The 18,050-nt window shown below is 70.0% G+C and carries 8 protein-coding genes; 5 read left to right on the forward strand and 3 right to left on the reverse strand.

Going from position 1 to position 18,050, the window contains the following annotated elements; genetic code table 11:
• Positions 1-157: 157 nt before the first annotated feature.
• Genes ACWFRJ_RS13005 through ACWFRJ_RS13015 form a run of 3 tightly spaced genes read right to left on the reverse strand, consistent with a single transcriptional unit; the run spans position 158 to position 10,873 of the window.
• Complete coding sequence (locus tag ACWFRJ_RS13005) at positions 158-3,961, reverse strand: SDR family NAD(P)-dependent oxidoreductase (protein ID WP_453528308.1); 3,804 nt, start codon at positions 3,959-3,961, stop codon at positions 158-160.
• A complete protein-coding gene (locus ACWFRJ_RS13010) occupies positions 3,958-4,740 on the reverse strand; it encodes a thioesterase II family protein (RefSeq protein WP_453528311.1) in 783 nt (260 codons plus the stop codon). The genes ACWFRJ_RS13005 and ACWFRJ_RS13010 overlap by 4 nt, the downstream gene beginning before the upstream one ends.
• Positions 4,741-4,753: 13 nt before the next feature.
• Positions 4,754-10,873, reverse strand: a complete 6,120-nt coding sequence (locus ACWFRJ_RS13015) for an amino acid adenylation domain-containing protein (RefSeq protein ID WP_453528314.1) — start codon at positions 10,871-10,873, stop codon at positions 4,754-4,756.
• A 486-nt stretch (positions 10,874-11,359) separates the two neighbouring features.
• On the opposite strand from ACWFRJ_RS13015, the gene ACWFRJ_RS13020 reads away from it, so the two are divergent.
• The 5 genes from ACWFRJ_RS13020 to ACWFRJ_RS13040 all read left to right on the forward strand — a co-directional run bounded on the left by ACWFRJ_RS13020 (position 11,360) and on the right by ACWFRJ_RS13040 (position 17,947).
• Positions 11,360-12,028: a thioesterase II family protein gene (locus ACWFRJ_RS13020; RefSeq protein ID WP_453528317.1), complete on the forward strand. Its 669-nt coding sequence runs from the start codon at positions 11,360-11,362 to the stop codon at positions 12,026-12,028.
• A 20-nt stretch (positions 12,029-12,048) separates the two neighbouring features.
• Positions 12,049-12,879 (forward strand): mycofactocin-coupled SDR family oxidoreductase, encoded by an 831-nt coding sequence (locus tag ACWFRJ_RS13025; RefSeq protein ID WP_453528320.1) that lies wholly within the window; start codon positions 12,049-12,051, stop codon positions 12,877-12,879.
• Positions 12,880-12,929: 50 nt separating this feature from the next.
• Positions 12,930-15,863 carry an amino acid adenylation domain-containing protein gene (locus tag ACWFRJ_RS13030; RefSeq protein ID WP_453528323.1) on the forward strand — a complete coding sequence of 978 codons (2,934 nt, stop codon included), beginning with the start codon at positions 12,930-12,932 and terminating at the stop codon, positions 15,861-15,863.
• A gap of 67 nt (positions 15,864-15,930) precedes the next feature.
• Positions 15,931-16,476, forward strand: coding sequence for a hypothetical protein (locus ACWFRJ_RS13035; RefSeq protein WP_453528326.1), 546 nt, complete (start codon positions 15,931-15,933; stop codon positions 16,474-16,476).
• A gap of 790 nt (positions 16,477-17,266) precedes the next feature.
• Positions 17,267-17,947, forward strand: a complete 681-nt coding sequence (locus ACWFRJ_RS13040) for an LmbU family transcriptional regulator (RefSeq protein ID WP_453528329.1) — start codon at positions 17,267-17,269, stop codon at positions 17,945-17,947.
• Positions 17,948-18,050 lie beyond the last annotated feature (103 nt).

The following is an 18,050-nucleotide window of genomic DNA, read 5'->3' on the forward strand; positions in this document are numbered from 1 at the left end:
GGCAGCGGGATTCCCACGTCGAATACTGTCCGGGCTGCATGCTGCGGGGTCAAGCAAATACGCGGCCGGTGAGCACCCCGCCCGGCCGGATCATGTCCTGTCGACAGGACGCCGGTCCCCGGCAGGGCAGCTCACCCGCGGTGGTCCCGCGCTTCGGTCAGTTCGCTCCCTGCCGCTCGATGATCTCCGCCATCCCGGCCACGGTCGGGTTCTCGTAGAGTTCTTGCGTCGCGACACGGACCGCGAACATGTCATCGACAAGGGTGAGCAGACGGGTTGCCCGGATCGAATTGCCTCCGAGGTCGAAGAAGGAATCGTCCCTGCCGATTTCCGGCCGGTTGAGGGAGTCCGACCAGAGGGCCGCGACACGGCGCTCCAGATCGGTCCCGGGCGCCGTGAACCGCCTGCTCTTCCTGTCGGGCGCGGCGTCCAGGAGCAGTCGGGCGGCGTCCACGTCACCGCTCATGTCCCGCGGAATGTAGGGCACTTCGACCAGGCGCACCGGCACCTGACTGTCACGTATGCTCGACGCGACAGCCGCGCGGACCGTCTCAGGTGCGACCCCGTCGGCGGTGTAGGCGACGAGAATCTCGCTGGCCCGCAGCTGCTCGGGAACCAATTCTTCGACGATGGACGGATTCGTCAGGTCGAGGCCGACGATCAGCGAGTGATGGGGCGTCGCGACCGCGTCGAGAAACAACCTCAGTCCGTCGGCAGGTTCGATGGAGCGGAATCCACGGCTGCGGGCCGGCGCGTCCGACTGTGTGCGGTTCATTCCTATTCCGGTCCACATGCTCCAGGACAGACAGTGCACTGCCCGGCGGCGTTCGTGGTACCAGTGGTCGGCAAATCCGATGAGGAATCCGTTGGCCGCGGAATAGGCGCCGAAGGAATGCCCGCCGAATTGCCCGTTGACGGAACCGAAAAGCACGAGCGAGGCGTCCGGGCGTGCGGCGAGGACATCTGCCACGGCCAGTGTTCCCGCGACCTTGGCGCGGTACTGGACGGCGAAGCCCTCCGTCGACTCGCGGGCGACCGTGTGCTGTTCGAGGTCGGCCCACTGGCCGGTCGGGTCGGCTCCCGCCAGATGCAGCGCGCCGTCGAGCGGCCGTCCCCAGCGTGCTTCGGCCTCGGCGACCGCCCCTGCCAGGGCTGCCGTGTCGGCGACATCGACCTGCCGGTACACGACATCGCCGAGTGCGGCCACTTCGGCGAGGCGGCCGGACTTCCCGCCATCGGCCGGCGAACGGCCCACGAGCAGCAGCCGGGCCCCGTAGGCGGCGACGAGGTAGGACGCGATGTCCTGTGCGATGCCGCCGAGCCCGCCGGTGACCAGATACGTTCCGCCCGCGGTCACGGGCGGCGCCACGGTGTCCGGCACGCTGTCCTGCCCGCTGTCCTGCCCGACGGGGGACAGCCGCGGTTGCCACCGTCGTCCTTGCCGTGCGGCGATGACCCCCGCGTGCTGCCGATCGGCGAGTTCGGTGCGTACGGCCTGGGCCCACGCGCCGGTGTCGGCCGGCAGGTCGAGCTGGCGGATCACCAGCGACGTACTCTCACCGGCCGCGGTCCGTACGAGTGCGGGCAGGGCGCAGGTACCGAGGTCGACGCTGTCGCCGTCGTGCACATGGACCGAGCCCGCGGTGAGGACGAGCAGCAGCGGATGGTCCGACTCCGCATCGGTGAGCGCCCCGACCAGGGAGGTCAGCTCGGCGGTCGCCGCCGTGAGCCGGGAGAGGGGATCTTTGCCGGGCGTCAGCGGCAGGGCATGCACGACCGTCGACACCGGACCGTGCGCCGATGTCACCGCGGTGAGCAGCCGCCGCAGTTCCGCCCGGTCGTCCGTCCTGACGCGGTAGCGGTCCGGCGCCTCCTCGGTGAACGCCTCACCGCGGCGTACGGTGACGTACGGCCCGTCGATGTCCAGGCGGCGCAGGTCGTCGTCATCGGCGAGCACGATCCGCACCCCGAAGTCGCCGCCCCTCGCCCCGGCGGCCGTGGGTGCTTCGGCCCACTGCCGCCGGAAGAACCAGGTGTCCGGCTGTTCCTGCTCCGCCTGACCACCGACCACCCGGCCGACGTAGGTTCCGGCGCGCAACTCGTCGACGAGAGCGCCCCGCTGGATCTTTCCGCTCCCCGTCTTCGGGAACTCCGCCTCGGTGACGGGGACCAACAGGTCCGGTGCGATGCCGACTTCGCGTACGAGGGTGGCCCGTACGGTTTCGGTGGTCGCGGCGAGCGCGTCGCTGTCCCACTGGAGCGGCACGAAGAAGACCACGAGCTGATCGGAGCCCGCGCCGGGCTCGCGCACACCGGCCGCGGCGGCGAAGGTGACGCGCACTCCGTCGACCTGCTCGACGACGCTCTCGATCTCGTGCGCCATGTAGTTGATGCCGCGCACGATGATCTGGTCCTTCTTGCGGCCCGCGATCACGACCTCGCCCCGGTGCACGAACGCGAGGTCACCGGTGCGGAACCAACCGTCCTCGTCGTACGACTCGCGGTTGGCGTCCTCGTTCGCGAAGTAGCCGTGCATCATCGTCAGGCCGCGGATGCGCAGCTCGCCGAGGCGCCCCTCGGGCACCACCGCGCCGGTGTCGTCCACGACGCGGATCCGCACCCCGGGGAGGGGCCGTCCCACCGAGGAGAGCACCACGGCGTCCTTGTCGAGCGGGTCGACGTGACGGATGTTCCCGCTCAGCGAGGAAGGGTCGACGGAGACGGTGCCCGCGCCCCTGTCGTCGAGGTGCTGGCGGGCGTACGTGACTCCCGAGCACGTCTCCGACATGCCCCATACCGGCCGCATGGCGTCGGCGGGCAGTCCGTGCGGAGCCAGCAGCTCCAGGAACCGGTGGCTGGTCGAAGCGACCACCGGTTCACCGGCGTTGGTGATCTCGCGCAGACAGGACAGGTCCCACGAGCGCTGTGTGCGGATCTCCTCGGCGCGTTCGTTGGCCATGGCGAAGGCGAAGTTCGGCGCCCAGGTGTTCGTCGCGCGGTAGCGGTCGACCCAGTCGAGCCAGAGCAGCGGGTCGCCCAGGGAATGCTCGATCTTGGCGTTGATGTGCAGACACCGCAGGAACACGTCGCGGACGTTGTACATGGCGACCGTGACATGGTCGAACGGCATCCAGATGAGGCTGATGTCGTCACCGGTCAGGCCGCAGTGCTCGGCGACGGCCAGCGACCTGGCGACGACGCTCGCGTTGGTGTGCTGCACACACTTGGGCACACCCGTGCTCCCCGAGGTGAGGAGGTTGAGCACGGGCGATTCGGGGGTGGCATCGAACCACGCGGTGTCGGGTGCGTGAGTGGCGAGCTCGCCGACGGTCAGGATGCGCACATCGGGCTCGCTCCAGAGCTCCCGCACCCCGGCGAGCGCGCCCGCGGTGGCGTCGTCGGTGAGGAGCACGGGGCGGCCGAGCAGGTGCCAGGCGTTGTGCAGTTTGCGGTTGGTCTCGTTCGGCGTCCGGTACGTCGTGGCGATGCCGACCGGGGTCGGCACGAATCCGCCGAGCACACAGGCCCAGAAGGCGGTGAGGTAGGCCTTGTTGTCGTCGAACTGGAACAGTGCCGCGTCGCCCGGGCGCAGACCGGCGGCGCGGAGTCCGGCCAGCACGCGTTGGGCTTCGGCGAGCAGCGCGGGATAGGTCTGCAGCACGTCTTCATTGCCCTTGGTGATGAAGATCGTGCCCTTGTCCGGCGCGAGTTCGGCCGCCGCGCGCAGGGCCTCCTGCAAGGTGCGGGGTGCGTCGTCCGGGATGCTCAGGTGGCCGCCGTCGAGATCGGCCGGTGCCGCGTCCGTGAGGGCCGGCTCCCGCGGGGCCGGTTCGGCGGCGCGCCGCGGCGCCGCTGTCCGCACGCCCTTGCGGACCACGGCGACCGCGTCGTCGACGCCGGGGACCTTCAGGGCTGCCGCGGCGATGTCGTCGAGAGCGCCGCTCGCGTCCGGGGCCGTCATGCGGTCCTCCCGTTCACCGCGGGGGCCAGCATCTTCCCGGCGATGAGGGAGATCACTTCCGCGGGCTTCTCCAGGAAGTAGAAATGACCGCCCGGATAGAAGTGCGTGCTGCATCCGGCGTTCGTCTGCCTGCTCCACTCACCCGCCGTCTCCTTCGGCGCCCGGGGGTCGCGGTCGCCCGCCAGGACGGTGATCGGGCAGTCGAGCGGGGCCTGGGGGGTCGTGGTGTGGCGCTCCCAGAGGCCGAAGTCGCCGCGGAGCACGGGGAGGAGGGAGGCCATGACGAATTCGTCACGGGCGATCTCTTCGTCGATGCCGCCGAGTCCGACCATCTCGGCATGGAACTCGTCCTCGGGGAGGTCGTGCAGCTGACGGATCCCGGTCACGCCCGGGGCCGGCTGTGCGGAGAGGAACAGCTGCTCCGGGCCCTGACGCCCCTGGGCACGCAGCGCCTTGGCCAGTTCGAAGGCGAGTGCCGCGCCGCAGGAATGGCCGAAGAAGGAGAACGAGCCGCTCAGGACGGGGCGCAGTGCGTGGGTGAGCACGTTCACGAGCGGCCCGACCTCGGTGAACGGCTCCTCGGCGATGCGGTTCTGGCGGCCGGGCAGCTGCACGGCGACCAGTTCGATCTCCTCCGGAAGCGCGGGGGCCCAGTCGGTGTACGTGGTCGCGCCCGCTCCCGCGTGCGGGAAGCAGATCAGCCGGTGGCGGCTCCGGGGTTGCCTGGCACGCCAGATGTACGGGGTTTCGGAGACAAGTTCCGTGCTCTGTACGGTCATTGCTTGAGGCTTCCTAACTCCTCTTGCGCAAGCGGGGACCGCTCGCTGTGGCGATGTCGTCCCAGTGCGAGGCCAGTTCGGCGATGGTCGAGTGGAGGAACACGGACCGAATGGAGACCTCCGTCCCGAGCTCGTTGCGAATCCGGCCGATCAGCCGTGTCGCGAGCAGGGAATTTCCGCCCAGCGCGAAGAAGTCGTCGTCGACACCGACCTGGTCGCGTCCCAGGACGTCGGAGAACAGCCGGGTCAGGAGTTCCTCGCGCTCGTTGCCCGCCGTACGGCGTTGTTCGCCTGCGGCTTCGGGCAGAAGCTTGTGATCGAGCCGTCCGTTCGCGGTCGTGGGCAGCCGGTCCAGGACCATGACCGCCAACGGCACGATGTGGTGGGGCAGTTGCCCTGCGACGAACATCCGCAGCACGTCGGGGGCGATCTCCGCGGTGCCGGTGGCCACCACGTAGCCGACGTTTCCCTCGCCGGCCGCGACGACCGCGGCACTGGCCACGTCGGGATGGGTCAGCAGGACGGCCTCCACCGCCCGCCGTGCGGCCGTCGCGCCAGGGTCGTCCAGTTGCTGCGGCAGGCCGTCGGCGGTGAGCCGCGCACGCACACCGGTCCGGTACATGCGCGAGCCCGTCGCGCCGAACGGATCGGCGACGAACCGCGTCGCCGTGTCGCCGCCGTGCCCCGGTCGGCCGCGCCCGAACTCCCCTGCCACGTACAACTCGCCCACGGCGCCGGGCACGGCCGGTGCGAGGGAGGGGCTGAGCACATGGACGCGCAGGGGTTCGACGGGTGTGCCGTGCACTTCCAGGGCCCCCTTGCGCACCTCTGCCGTGCGTCCGGCGCAGAGTGCGAGCAGGAGGTCCGTCGGCCTCGTTCGGGGGCCGCTCTCCAGCGGTGCGGCGAATACAGGGCCGGGGACACCGGCGGCAAGGCCACCATGGGTGACCGCCACGCCGTACGGCCGCGCCGACGCGTCCGGTACGTAGTCGATGAGAGCCAGGTGACCGGGCAGCGGGCGGCCCCGGATGCCACCGTCGGCGGGGGCGCTGTCCACGGCGTCGGACGCGATCATGATCCGGGGCAGATCTCCCCACAGCGGGCCGTCCGCCGCCTTGTCGATCAGCACCGCCATCGGTTCGGCGTCGCGCAGGACCGCCTCCGACCACTGCGGCGGGTCCTTCGGGTCGATGGGCAGCGCACAGGCGCCCGCCTTCAGGACGGCGAGCAGCGCCGCGGCCTGATCGACCGGGTCGGAACAGCAGACCGCCACCACGGAGTCCGGGCCACAGGCATTTCTGACGAGTGCGTCGGCGAGGCGGTCCGCCCGGGAGTTCAGCTCCCGCCGGAGGGTCGGCACGTCGTCGACGAGGAGTGCCACGGCATCCGGGGCCGCCTCCGTCAGCCGGGTGAACAACGCAGGGATCAGCTCGTCGGGGATGCGCGGACCGGTCGTGGACACGGACCGTTCCTCCTGCGTGAGCACCGCCGCCTCGCCGACCCTGCCGTGCGGATCGGCGAGGAAGGCTCGCAGCACCCGGAGCAGCCTGGCACCGGTACGGGCCGCCGTGTCCCGGTCGGCGGCACTGCGCTTGTACTGCAGGCGCAGCCGGAGGCAGGGGTCCTGCTCCGCCATCACGACGAACGGGTAGTGCGATCCTGCGATGTTGCGGAAGGCGGGGACGGACAGCCCGGCGGCGGCGCTCGCCGCTGCTATTCCGGCATGGTCGAACGGATAGGACTGGAACACGACGAGGGTGTCGAAGAGCGCTCCGAGCCCGGTCGCCTCGTGGATGCCCGCCAGAGCGCAGTGGTGGTGCTCCAGCAGGTCGGCCTGTGAGGTCTGCAGTTCGGTCACGACGTCGGTGAGAGTCTTCCACGGTGCGCAACTGACGCGTACGGGCACGGTGTTGATGAAGAGACCGACGCTCGTGTCCACACCGCCGAGCGCGGGCGGACGGCCGGAGACAGTGGTGCCGAACAGGACGTCGGTGCTTCCGGTGAGTTCGGCGAGCACGATCGCCCACGCCGCCTGCACGACGCTGTTGAGCGTGCTGCCCGCCGCCACCGCCCGGGCGGCGAGGTCCCGCGCCTCATCGGGAGTGAGGTCCAGGTCCAGCTCTCCGAAACCGACGGCCCCGCCCGCCGCTCCGTCCACGGCCGCGGCCGGAGCGAGCAGGGTCGGCTCGGTGACGCCTTCGAGGGCGCGCGCGTGCACGCGGACCGACTCTTCGCGGTCGCGCAGGGCGAGCCAGGAGAGGAAGTCCTTGAAGGAGCGCGGCTTCGGCAGGGCGTGGGCGTCGTCGGCGGCGTACAGCTCGAGGAGTTCGCGCAGCAGGACGGGTTCGGACCAGCCGTCGAAGAGGATGTGATGCGCGCTGAGGACCAGTTCGGTGCGGTCGGTGCCGATGCGGACCAGGGTCATCCGCAGCAGCGGAGGCGTCGCCGTGTCGAACGGCACGGTCCGGTCCTCGGCGAGGAAGCGTTCGAACTCCTCGTCGGAGAGCCGGATCTCGCGCCAGGGCAGCGCCACATGATCGACGACCAGCTGTACGACGTCTCCGTCGGCGTTGGACACGTAGGCGGTGCGCTGGCTCGCGTGCCGGTCGAGCAGGGCCTGCCCCGCGGCCCGCATCCGCGAGGCGTCGACGGCTCCCTCGAAACCGAAGACCAGCTGCACCTGGTAGGTGTCGGCGTCGGTGTCCGCCAGCATCGTGTGATGCAGCAGGCCGGACTGCAGCGGGGTCAGCGGCCATGCGTCCACCAGGCCCGGATACTGCTTCTCCCACGCCTCGAGCTCGCTCTGCCCGACGCGGACCAGCGGCACGTCCGAGGGCGTCAGACCCCCTGCTCCCGGCGTTGCGGTGTGCCGGGCGAGGCCTTCCAGCGCGTCCTGCCACAGTCCGGCAAGTTCGCTGACCTCGGCCGGGGACAGTACTCCGGTGGGGGCGCCGAACACCGCGCCGAGGCGGGGCCCTTCGGCGGTGTCGGTCACCGTCGCGTTGATGTCCACCTCGCAGAGCGCGGACATGGCCGCGTCGTGTCCCGCGTCCAGCTCGGCCAGTTCGGTGAACTCGGTCAGCTCGGCCGTCTGGGTCCAGCCGAGGCCTCGTAGCTCCTCCGGCATGTCGGCGGCCGAGAAACGCCCCAGGTAGTTGAACCCGATCTGGCCGATCGCGTGCCCCCGCAGCGCCTCGGAGGTCTCGGGGTTCAGATACCGGAGCAGCCCGTATCCGAGGCCTCTGCCGGGTACGGCGAGCAGCTGCTCCTTGACCGCTTTGACCACGGCCCCAGCTGCGGGACCACCCGCGAACGCCTCGTCGAGGTCGATGCCTGCCAGGTCGAGGCGGACCGGGAACACGCTCGTGAACCAGCCCACAGTGTGGGAGAGGTCCGCGCCGGGCACGGCGTCCTCCTCGCGGCCGTGGCCCTCCAGCCTCAGCAGCGTCGAAGGCTCGTCCACTCCCCTGCCGCGGCGCCACTTGGCGACCGCGAGGGCCAGTGCGGCCAGGAGCGCGTCGTTGACTCCGCCTCGGAAGGCCGCGGGCACGGCGGTCAGTACTGCCTCGGTCACCGGCACCGGCAGTTGTACCCGCACCTTCTCCACCGTCGACTGCACGTCCACGGCCGGGTCGAGCCTGCGTGCCCCGAGGACCGGGTCCGGCCCGTCGACGATGGAGCCCCACTGCGCCAGCTCCGCCACCCGTTCCGGTCGCGACGCCTCGTCGACCATGGCGTGCGCCCAGCGCCGCACCGAGGTCGCGGGCCGCGGCAGCCCGGGGGGCCGCCCGGCCCTCACCGCCTGCCAGGCAGCGGCGAGGTCGGGCATCAGGATCCGCCACGACACCCCGTCGATCACCATGTGGTGGAAGCCGACCAGCAACCTGCCAGGGCCGGTCGGCGGCCGGAACCACACGAACTGCGCGACGATCCCGGCCGCCGGGTCCAACCGCCCTGCCAGCGCGTCGAGTTCCCCCACGAGCGTGTCCCGCCAGGACTCGCCCGTCCACCGGCCGTCGCAGGCCACGGACCGGATCAGCGGTTTCACGTCCACCGAGCCCGGCTGTCCCACGAGCATCCCGTCGGGCAGCAGCCTCGCGCGCAGCAGGTCGTGCCGGTCGAGCACGGCGGTGAGGGTCGCGGCAAGGCCGTCGTGGTCGATGCCGTCGGGGAGTTCGAGGACCACTGCCTGCAGCAGCCGGTCGAAGCCCGGCCCCGCTTCCTGGATCCAGTGCGCCACCGGCATCAGCGGCAGCTGCCCGACGCCTCCGCCGGCGAGCTCGGCCAGTACCGGCCCCCGGCCCGCCACCGCGTTGACGGCGGCGGCCTCGGCCAGCTCGGCCACGGTCCGGTGCTGGAAGATCTCCCGTGAGCTGACGTGCACGCCCTGGGCCCTGGCTCGCGACACCACCTGGATGGACTGGATGCTGTCGCCGCCGAGGGTGAAGAAGTCGTCGTCGATACCGACGCGGGACCGGCCGAGCACCTCGGCGAAGACCCCCGCGAGGATCTCCTCGTCGGGCGTCAGAGGCGCCCGGTAGTCGGTGCCCGTGAACTCGGGTGCGGGCAGCGCCGCGCGGTCCAGCTTGCCGTTCGCCGTCAGCGGCAGCCTGTCGAGGACAACGACGGCAGCGGGGACCATGAACTCCGGCAGTCGCTCCGCCACGAACTCCCGCAGCTCGCCCGGCAGGACGTCGGAGCCGGGCGTCGTGCCGCGGTCCTGGGCGGGCACCACATAGCCGACCAGTTGCTTGGCCGTGCCGGTACCGCCGTCCTCGCGGGCGATCACGGCCGCGTGCGAGACCCCAGGGTGCGCCAGCAGTGCCGTCTCGATCTCGCCCGGTTCGATCCGGAAGCCGCGCACCTTCACCTGCGCGTCCGCGCGGCCCTGATAGACGAGATCGCCGTCGGCGTCGCGCACCACCAGGTCCCCGGTCCGGTACATCCGTTCACCGGCGGCTCCGAAGGGGCAGGCGACGAAGCGCTCCGCCGTCTGCGCCGACCGGTGCAGATAGCCGCGCGCCACTCCCGTACCTGCGACGTACAGCTCCCCCGGCGCGTGAGGCGCGACGGGCCGCAGCCGCGCATCGAGCACATAGCCACGCATGGCGTCCAGGGGGCGCCCGATGGGGACCTCCGCGGTCGCGGGGGCGGCGGGATCGATCCGGTGGCTCGTGGCGAAGACCGTGGTCTCCGTGGGGCCGTAGCCGTTCACGAACACCGTGTCCGGGCAGGCCGCGACGGCCTCGTTGACCGCGGTCGGTGAGACACGGTCGCCGCCGACCCACACTTCCCGGAGCCCGGTCAGGCAGTGTGCGTCCTCCTCGACAAGGAGGTTGAACAGCGCGCTCGTAAGCCAGAGCGCGGTGACATCGTGGCGTGCCACCTGCCCCGCCAGGACGTCCGGGGTCAGATCCTCGGGCGGGCCCACGACGACCCGGCCGCCGTTCAGGAGCGGCACCCACAGTTCGTAGACCGAGGCGTCGAAGGCCAACGGCGAGTGCAGAAGCACCCGTTCGTGGGCGCCGCCCTGCCAGCGGCCGTCCGTCGCGAGACCCACCACATCACGGTGGGTGGCTCCGATGCCCTTGGGGGTGCCGGTAGATCCGGAGGTGTAGATCACGTACGCGAGTCGGGACGGGTGCTGCGCGGGAGCGGGCTCCGGGGCGTCGGCCCCGAGCTCTTCCAGCTCCTTCGGCTCCACGGCGGGGCAGGAACCGGGCAGGCCGTCGGCTGCGCCGGCCGTGGTCAGCAGCAGGACAGGCCGCGCGTCGCGGAGCATGAACTCGACCCGCTCGGCCGGGTAGTCGGAGTCCATCGGCAGATAGGCGGCACCGGCCTTCAGTACGCCGAGGAGGGCGACGACGGCATCGGGAGATCGCGGCAGGGCGATCGCGACGACCGACTCCGGGCCGACGCCGCGCAGGGCCAGGCCACGCGCCAACCGGCGCGCCCTGACGTCGAGTTCGCGGTAGGTGAGCGAGCTGTCGTCGGACCCCACCGCGATGGCGTCCGGGGTCAGCCGGACCTGCCGCCCGAACAACGCGGTAATGGTCGCTTCATGGACACGTTCACCCATGTCGACCATCGCCGTCAGCGACCGGTCCCGCTCCAACGGATTGTGCACATCCATCACCCCACGCGAACAAGCGGATCGGAGAATCGGTTCACATCGCCAAGCTGTCCACGGCATGAATTGCCGGACAGGAAAGTCTCTGGTCGTACCGCCGATGTAATTAATGAGGCGTGCCGTTCAATCCCAGGACTTCCCACACCTTCATACGAGCGGGCTGCCGGGTCAAGCGTGACGTGGGCGGGGACGCCGTGGCCGCGACGGCATGGTGTCCCGTCGACAGGACACCTGAATCCCTTTACGGTGTGGCGGGCGAGGTAATGGCCCTCGTATTTTCGAGTTCACACGGACAGTCGGTGGTCACCGACGCCGAACAGCCAGGGCAGCCCCCTGGTCCGCTGGTCCGCCTGCCCCTCCGCCCTGCCGACGGGACAGGTGTCACCTCTGCTCACCTCCTCGCTGCTCGCCTCCTCGCACAGGGCGCAGTCAACAGCTCGCGAAAGAACGGGGAATCCATTGCTGTCACATGCTTTTCCGCTGATTTGCTTGCCCTTTGCCGGGAGCGGCGCGGGATTTTACCGCGCGTGGACGGAAGTCCAGGGGCAGGACGTCAAGGTGCTCCCGGTGCAACTTCCGGGACGCGAAGAGCTTTTCCTCGATGCGCCATTCACCGACGCGATCGACGCCGCCAAGCAACTCGCGCCGCAGATCATGGAGATCACATCGGAATTTCCGGCCTTCGGGCTCTTCGGTCACAGCCTGGGCGCCGTTCTGTGCTATGAAATCGCGCGGGAACTCCTGCGGCTCGGGCATCCCGGACTCACGCATCTCTATGTGAGCGGCTCTCCCGGCCCTTGGAACGGACGCGATTCCAGGGCAACGGGTCTGAACGACGACGAATTCGTCGAGCGGGTACAGGAGTTCGCCGGGTACCGGCACGCGGCGTTCGACAATCCGGACCTGAGGGAGCTGCTGCTTCCCGTGCTCCGCGCGGACGTGGCCATGCACGAGAACTACAAGCCGTCCTCGAACGAACCCCTCGGCGTTCCCGTCACGTCTCTGCGGGGCGAGGACGACGCCCTGGTCTCCAGGGAGCACGCACAGCAGTGGCACGAGATCACCGGGGCCGAGTTCCGCTATGTCGAACTGCCGGGCGGACACATGTATTTGGCCGATTCCGCCGAGGCGCTGCTGCGCATCGTCGCGGGGAGCTGAACGGAACGGGGCAGGGAGCCATGAGCACGTCACTGGAAGGCAAGACCGTCGTGATCACCGGAGCGGCCCGCGGTCTCGGCCGGGAGTGCGCTGTCCGGTTCGCGCGCGAGGGAGCCGATCTGGCGCTCCTCGACATCGCGGGCGACCTCGACGGTGTGGGATATCCGCTCGGCAGCCGGAGCCAGCTGGCGCACACCGCGGAGCTGTGCGAACAGCAGGGCAGCGCCGTGACGGCCGCTGCGGTCGACGTGCGCGACACGGCTCAGGTCGAGACCGCCGTCAAGGAGGCCCTGGCCCGGTTCGACACCGTCGACGTCCTCGTCAACAACGCCGGAATCGCGGCCCCGTCGGGCGTGGTGCTGCACGAGATCAGCGAGCCCGACTGGTCACTCATGCTGGACGTCGACCTCTCGGGCGCCTGGAGGATGATCAAGGCTGTGGCGCCGGCCATGACCGAGCAGAAGTCCGGCAGCATCATCAACATCTCGTCGACGGCCGGTCTGGTCGGCTACCGCAACTTCAGCGGCTACGTCACCGCGAAGCACGGCCTCATCGGCCTCACGAAGGCGGCGGCGCTGGACTACGCGCCCCACCGGATCCGGGTCAACGCACTGTGCCCCGGCTCCGTGCGCGACAACCCGCTGGTCGAGGGGCGGATGCTGGTGGAGATCGCGCGCTCGCTCGATGTCCCGACCGGCGAGTACGAAGGCCTCTTCCTGCGCGATCAGCCGATGAACGCGCTCATCGAGTCCTCGGACATCGCGGGCGCCGCCCTCTGGCTGGCCGGTGACGACTCCCGCCAGGTCACAGGATCTGTGATCACCGTCGACGGAGGGTTCACGAGCAGGTGAACGGGCCTTTCGCACACGAGACCGCTCCGACACCGGCAGGAGACCGGATCATGGCGACACATCGCGAGTACACGGCTGAGAACACGGCCGAGAACACGGCTGACGCCAAGAGGCTCGGCGCGCCTTCGGCATCCGGGCCAGGGCACGTCGTGCTGCCGCATCAGCAGCGCCTGACGGGACGAGGCCGCCGCTGCCACGCTCTGATCGCGGGCCTGCCCGCGCCCCTGGACACCACGGCGGTTCGCCGCCGCCTCGACGAGGCAGCTCGGCAAGGGGGAGCCGCGGAGACGTGCGAGCTGTGGGAGACAGCGGTGCCCGCGCCGCGGGACGCCCTCACGGCGCGGGAACGGCTGCGGAAGGAAGCACTCCGGCCGGTTCGTGACGATGCCGCCCCCGTACGAGCTGTCCTGCTGCGGTACAGCGACGGCACCGGGCATCTCGTGCTCGTGGCCGACCGTCGGCGCGTCACGCGCAACGCCCTCGGCCGACTGGCCGATGCCGCTCTGTCCGGCGCCGACCTGGCCGAGGGCACGCCCTTCTCCGTCGCCGATGGAGTGACGGCACCTTCCGTGGCATCGGCACCGGTCGACTGGGGTCTCGGCGATCCGGGCCGCCGCGGGATCGTCACCGGCCGCCCGCTCGCCCTGCCGCGCGGCGCGGTGAGCGGAGGGCTGCTCCTTGCCGCTGTCGCGCTGACCACGGCCAGATATCGGGGCGAGCGGACCGTGGAGATCGGGCATCTCGACACGGAGTCCGGCGGCCCGGTCGCCCTGCTGCGGGTCGGAGAGATCGACGAGGAGCAGGGGCCGGACCGTCTGCTCGCGCTGCTGGACAGGACACAGCCGTCCCCGGTGGGGGCGGAGCTGCCCGGGGTCGGCCTTGTGGTGTCCGGTGCGGACGACCACGTGTACGTGGCCGGTCTGGCGCCGGTCTTCCCGCTCACCGTGTTCTGCGCGGAGCGGTCCGACGGCACGGTCGACGCGTCGCTCTGGTTCGACGCGGGTGCGGTCTCGCCGGGCGTGGCCGAGATGTTCTGCTCGTCCGTGGAGCGGCTGGCCGCCCTACCGATGGCGGAAGTCGGCGAGTCCCCGCTGACGGGGGTGCCCCTGATGACCCCTCAGGCCACGGCGGAGGTCCTGAGGCTGGGCGGCGCGGGCCGCGGGCTCGGCGACGGCGGGCGGATCGACCGCCGCTTCGACGACGTGGCCCGCCGCTTCCCCGACGCGGTGGCCCTCGTCGACGAGGACGGTGAGCTGACGTACCGCCGGCTCAGTGAGCGCGCCGACGCCGTGGCGGCGGGACTGCGCGACCTCGGCGTCGCTCCGGCGACCAAGGTGGGTGTCTGTCTGGACCGCGGCATCCCCCTCGTCGTCGCGCTCCTCGGCGTCCTCAAGGCGGGCTGCGCCTACGTGCCGATGGACTTCCGCTATCCGGCCGACCGGCTGACGTACATCGTCGAGGACGCTCAACTCCCCGTCGTCATCGGGGACAAGACGCAGATGCCCGATATTCCGGATGTACGTGTCGTCGGCCTCGACGAGTTGGGCAGGCCCGGCGACACCCGCCGGGCCACGGAGGCCGAGCGGGACAGAAGCCCGGACGACGCGGCCTACGTGATCTACACATCGGGGTCCACCGGCCGCCCGAAGGGGGTGGTTGTCCCCCACCGGAACGTGACCGCCCTCCTGGAGGCCACCTCCACGGACTTCGCCCTTGGCCCGGACGATGTGTGGACTCTCTTCCATTCGAGTGCGTTCGACTTCTCGGTGTGGGAGCTCTGGGGCTGTCTGCTGACCGGGGGACGGCTCGTCGTCGTCTCGTACTGGACTGCACGGGACACCGATGAGTTCCACCGGCTGCTCGCCGACCAGCGGGTCACGGTGCTCAACCAGACCCCGTCCGCCTTCGCCCAGCTCGTACGCGCGGACCAGTCGGCGACGAGTGAACTCTGCGTACGCCTGCTGGTGTTCGGCGGCGAACCGCTCGACGTGCGGCTGCTCGGCCCGTGGTTCGCCCGGTACTCGCCCACCTGGTGCCGGGTGGTGAACATGTTCGGCATCACGGAGACCACCGTCCATGTGACCGCGAAAACGATCACCCCGGCCGATCTCGTCGCCGGGTCCCGCTCGGTCGGCCGCGCGCTGCCGGGCTGGTCGCTTTCCGTACGGGACACGAGGGGACGTGTCCTTCCCCCGGGCGCCGCCGGGGAGATCTACGTCGGCGGCGCCGGTGTGGCGGACGGCTATCTCGGTCGGCCCGAGCTGACGGCACAGCGGTTCGTCATCGACGAGGAGAGCGGTGAACGCCTGTACCGCAGCGGCGACAAGGGGCGGCTGCGGCCGGACGGGCTGCTCGACCATCTCGGTCGCCTCGACAACCAGGTCAAGATCCGCGGCCACCGCATCGAACTGGACGAGATCCGGTCCGTGCTGGCCGGCGACCCGGCGGTGACCGCCGCGGTGGTGGTCGCCGACCAGGCGCCTCCCGGCGACTCCGCGAGCAGCCGTATCGACGCGTACGTCGTGCTGGACCCGGACCACGCGCAGCACAGCGGCACCCGCCAGGTGCTCGCCAACGCCCGCCGCATCCTGCCGGACTACATGGTCCCGTCCACGCTCACAGAGATCACTGCCGTGCCGCTCACCGCCAACGGCAAGCCGGACGTGACACAGCTCCCGCCCCCCGCGCCCGCCGGGCCCACGGTCCACGGGCACCTGACCGAGGTGAGAACCGAGGAACCGTCGGGCCGCATCGGCGAGGAGATTCTGGACATCTGGCGGACGAGCCTGAACACGGACGTGCGCCAGGACGACAACTTCTTCGAGCTCGGCGGCAATTCCCTGCTCGTGGTCCATGTCCTCACCACCATGCGCGAGCGTGGGCTGCCCAAGATCGCGCTCCGCGACTTCTACGCCCACTCGACCGCCGGCGAGTTCATCGGCCTCGTCGAAAGGGCGCGCCCGGATCACTCGGTCATGCCATAGGGCGGGCGGCCACCACGGTCGGCGGACTGACTTGCACATCGCGCCACGTCAGCGTGAGGATGACGCCATGGAACTCATGCAGTATGTCGACAATCTGCGGCAAGAACTGCTCGCCGCGGCGGAGGCCGGAGACTCTCAGTCCCGCGAACTCGCCGAGCGTCTCGTCACGCCGCTGTCGTCCGCCGTCCGGCTCGTTCTGCTCGATGCCCTTTCGGCCGCCACGGACGAGATCACCCGCGAGCTGGCTCCGGGTGCCGTCGAGATCCGCCTGCGCGGCCTCGACCCCAGCTTCGTCGTCACACTGCCGCCGTCCGAGTACGCATCCGACGACGCCGAGGACCATGCACGCGCACGCAATGGCGCCCCGGCGACGCCGTCGGCCGTCCAGCCGCCCGCGCTAGGCGCCAAGGAAGGCGCCACATCGCGCATCAACTTCCGGCCGCCCGAGCACCTGAAGGCCCGGATCGAGGAGGCCGCGGGCCGTGAGGGGTTGTCGGTCAACGCGTGGCTGGTCCGGGCGGCCTCCGCCACGCTGACCTACGACGAGCCCACCCGCCGCCCCGAGCGACGCACCCAGCAGGGCGGCCAGAGCTTTACCGGCTGGGTGAACTGATCCCGTCGGACAGGCACCCGACAGTTCACGAACATAACCGCGCGTTCCACAACAAGAACGCGTTGCAGCTTTCCCCACGGCTGACTCGTGCACCCGGACACAAGTCGGCCGGATGATCTCCCCCCGACCAAGATCGAGTGGCGGCTCGCACCCCATACCCGGAATCAAGCGGAATGCAGTCCTCCGAAAGAGGAATTCCGACAGCGGCAGTGTCATGATCTTTGACACCCGAAAATTCACGCCCGGCAGCGACTTCCTGCTTGAATCATCTGAGGGTCCTGGGTTTTACTTGATCGACCTTGAAAGAGGATCCCTTGGGATCCTCGCAACGCCGGCGGTCGCACGCGCCGGCAACTGCCGCGTCTAGGGGGACTTGTGGTAGAGGCGTACGGGGCGACTGGTTGGGCACATTCCTGCAGATGCCGACCTGAGCGACGCCCCCACAGATTCGAAGCACATGGCAAGCGGCCGGGGATTTCCCCATGCCGCTTGCGGCCGATTGCCGCGCTCTGTGACAGCTGCCCGCAGGCCGAACGCGATCTCGCGCACGCAGCCCTCGGTCAGCAGCTTACTGGAATCAGGCACGTTCGAATTCGGTGAGCGGCCGGAACACTCATTGCCCGACCGTCCGGCGATAAATGAACTCCCGTTCCCGTATCGCCGTGCGCCAGGGAAATGAATGCCGCACCGATTCCAGTTGCCACTGTCAAATCCCTCTGTATTTGCTCCTGTTCGGGAGCGGGCCGACATGCCCTCATCCCGTGACGTACATGCACTTGGAGGAATGATGATGAACCAGGCCGGCGACCTCGACGGATCCAAGGTCGTAATGTTCCGCAAGACCCCGGACTGCGCGGCACGGCAGCGAAGAGCCGACGGCGACGGGCCGCGCGGTCAGGTGCTCACGACGAACGTGGGGCTGCAGATACCCACGGGGCTGAAGTTCGACGACTGGGAACGGGCGGGGCGGCAGCTCTCCGGAATAGTGAATTCCTCGTCCTGGTGGCTGGGCGACTGGCTGGTATACGGGAAGGACCACTACACCGACCGGTATCAGCGCGGAATCCGGGCCGCCGGTCTGCAGTATCAGACCTTGCGGAACTACGCCTGGGTCTCGCGGCGCTTCGCCTTACACCGCCGTCGTGCCGGACTCACCTTCCAGCATCACGCGGAACTCGCCTCTCTGTCGGTCGAGGAACAGGACTTGTGGCTCGACCGGGCCGAGGGGATGGGGTGGACCACGAAGCAGTTGCGCAGTGCCATTCGACAGACCCGTGAGGCCGAGCGACAACGGGGAACCCAGGTCGAGCCCATCCGGCAACTCGCCGTACCCGGAAATCGCTTCCAGTGGTGGCACAAGGCCGCGGAGCAGTCAGGAATCGACTTCGAGCAGTGGGTGCTCGCCACGCTCGACGTCGCGGCCGAACGAGCCCTGGAGAAGATGGAGGAACAGGCCGAGCTCAGCGCCTGATCCGGCGAGCCGGCTCTCGGAAGCGGAACCTCCTGGACGGAGCGCTCGCAGGGCGGCATGAGACACAGGGCCCGCACGCCTGACGGCGTGCGGGCCCTCGCTG

The sequence above is a fragment of the Streptomyces sp. NPDC055239 genome (assembly GCF_053606205.1).

What these genes read in the sequence shown, in the direction of transcription:
- ACWFRJ_RS13005 (WP_453528308.1), bottom strand. Translation starts at nt 3,961, where the DNA reads ATGACGGCCCCGGACGCGAGCGGCGCTCTCGACGACATCGCCGCGGCA.
- ACWFRJ_RS13010 (WP_453528311.1), bottom strand. Translation starts at nt 4,740, where the DNA reads ATGACCGTACAGAGCACGGAACTTGTCTCCGAAACCCCGTACATCTGG.
- ACWFRJ_RS13015 (WP_453528314.1), bottom strand. Translation starts at nt 10,873, where the DNA reads ATGGATGTGCACAATCCGTTGGAGCGGGACCGGTCGCTGACGGCGATG.
- ACWFRJ_RS13025 (WP_453528320.1), top strand. Translation starts at nt 12,049, where the DNA reads ATGAGCACGTCACTGGAAGGCAAGACCGTCGTGATCACCGGAGCGGCC.
- ACWFRJ_RS13030 (WP_453528323.1), top strand. Translation starts at nt 12,930, where the DNA reads ATGGCGACACATCGCGAGTACACGGCTGAGAACACGGCCGAGAACACG.
- ACWFRJ_RS13035 (WP_453528326.1), top strand. Translation starts at nt 15,931, where the DNA reads ATGGAACTCATGCAGTATGTCGACAATCTGCGGCAAGAACTGCTCGCC.
- ACWFRJ_RS13040 (WP_453528329.1), top strand. Translation starts at nt 17,267, where the DNA reads ATGAACCAGGCCGGCGACCTCGACGGATCCAAGGTCGTAATGTTCCGC.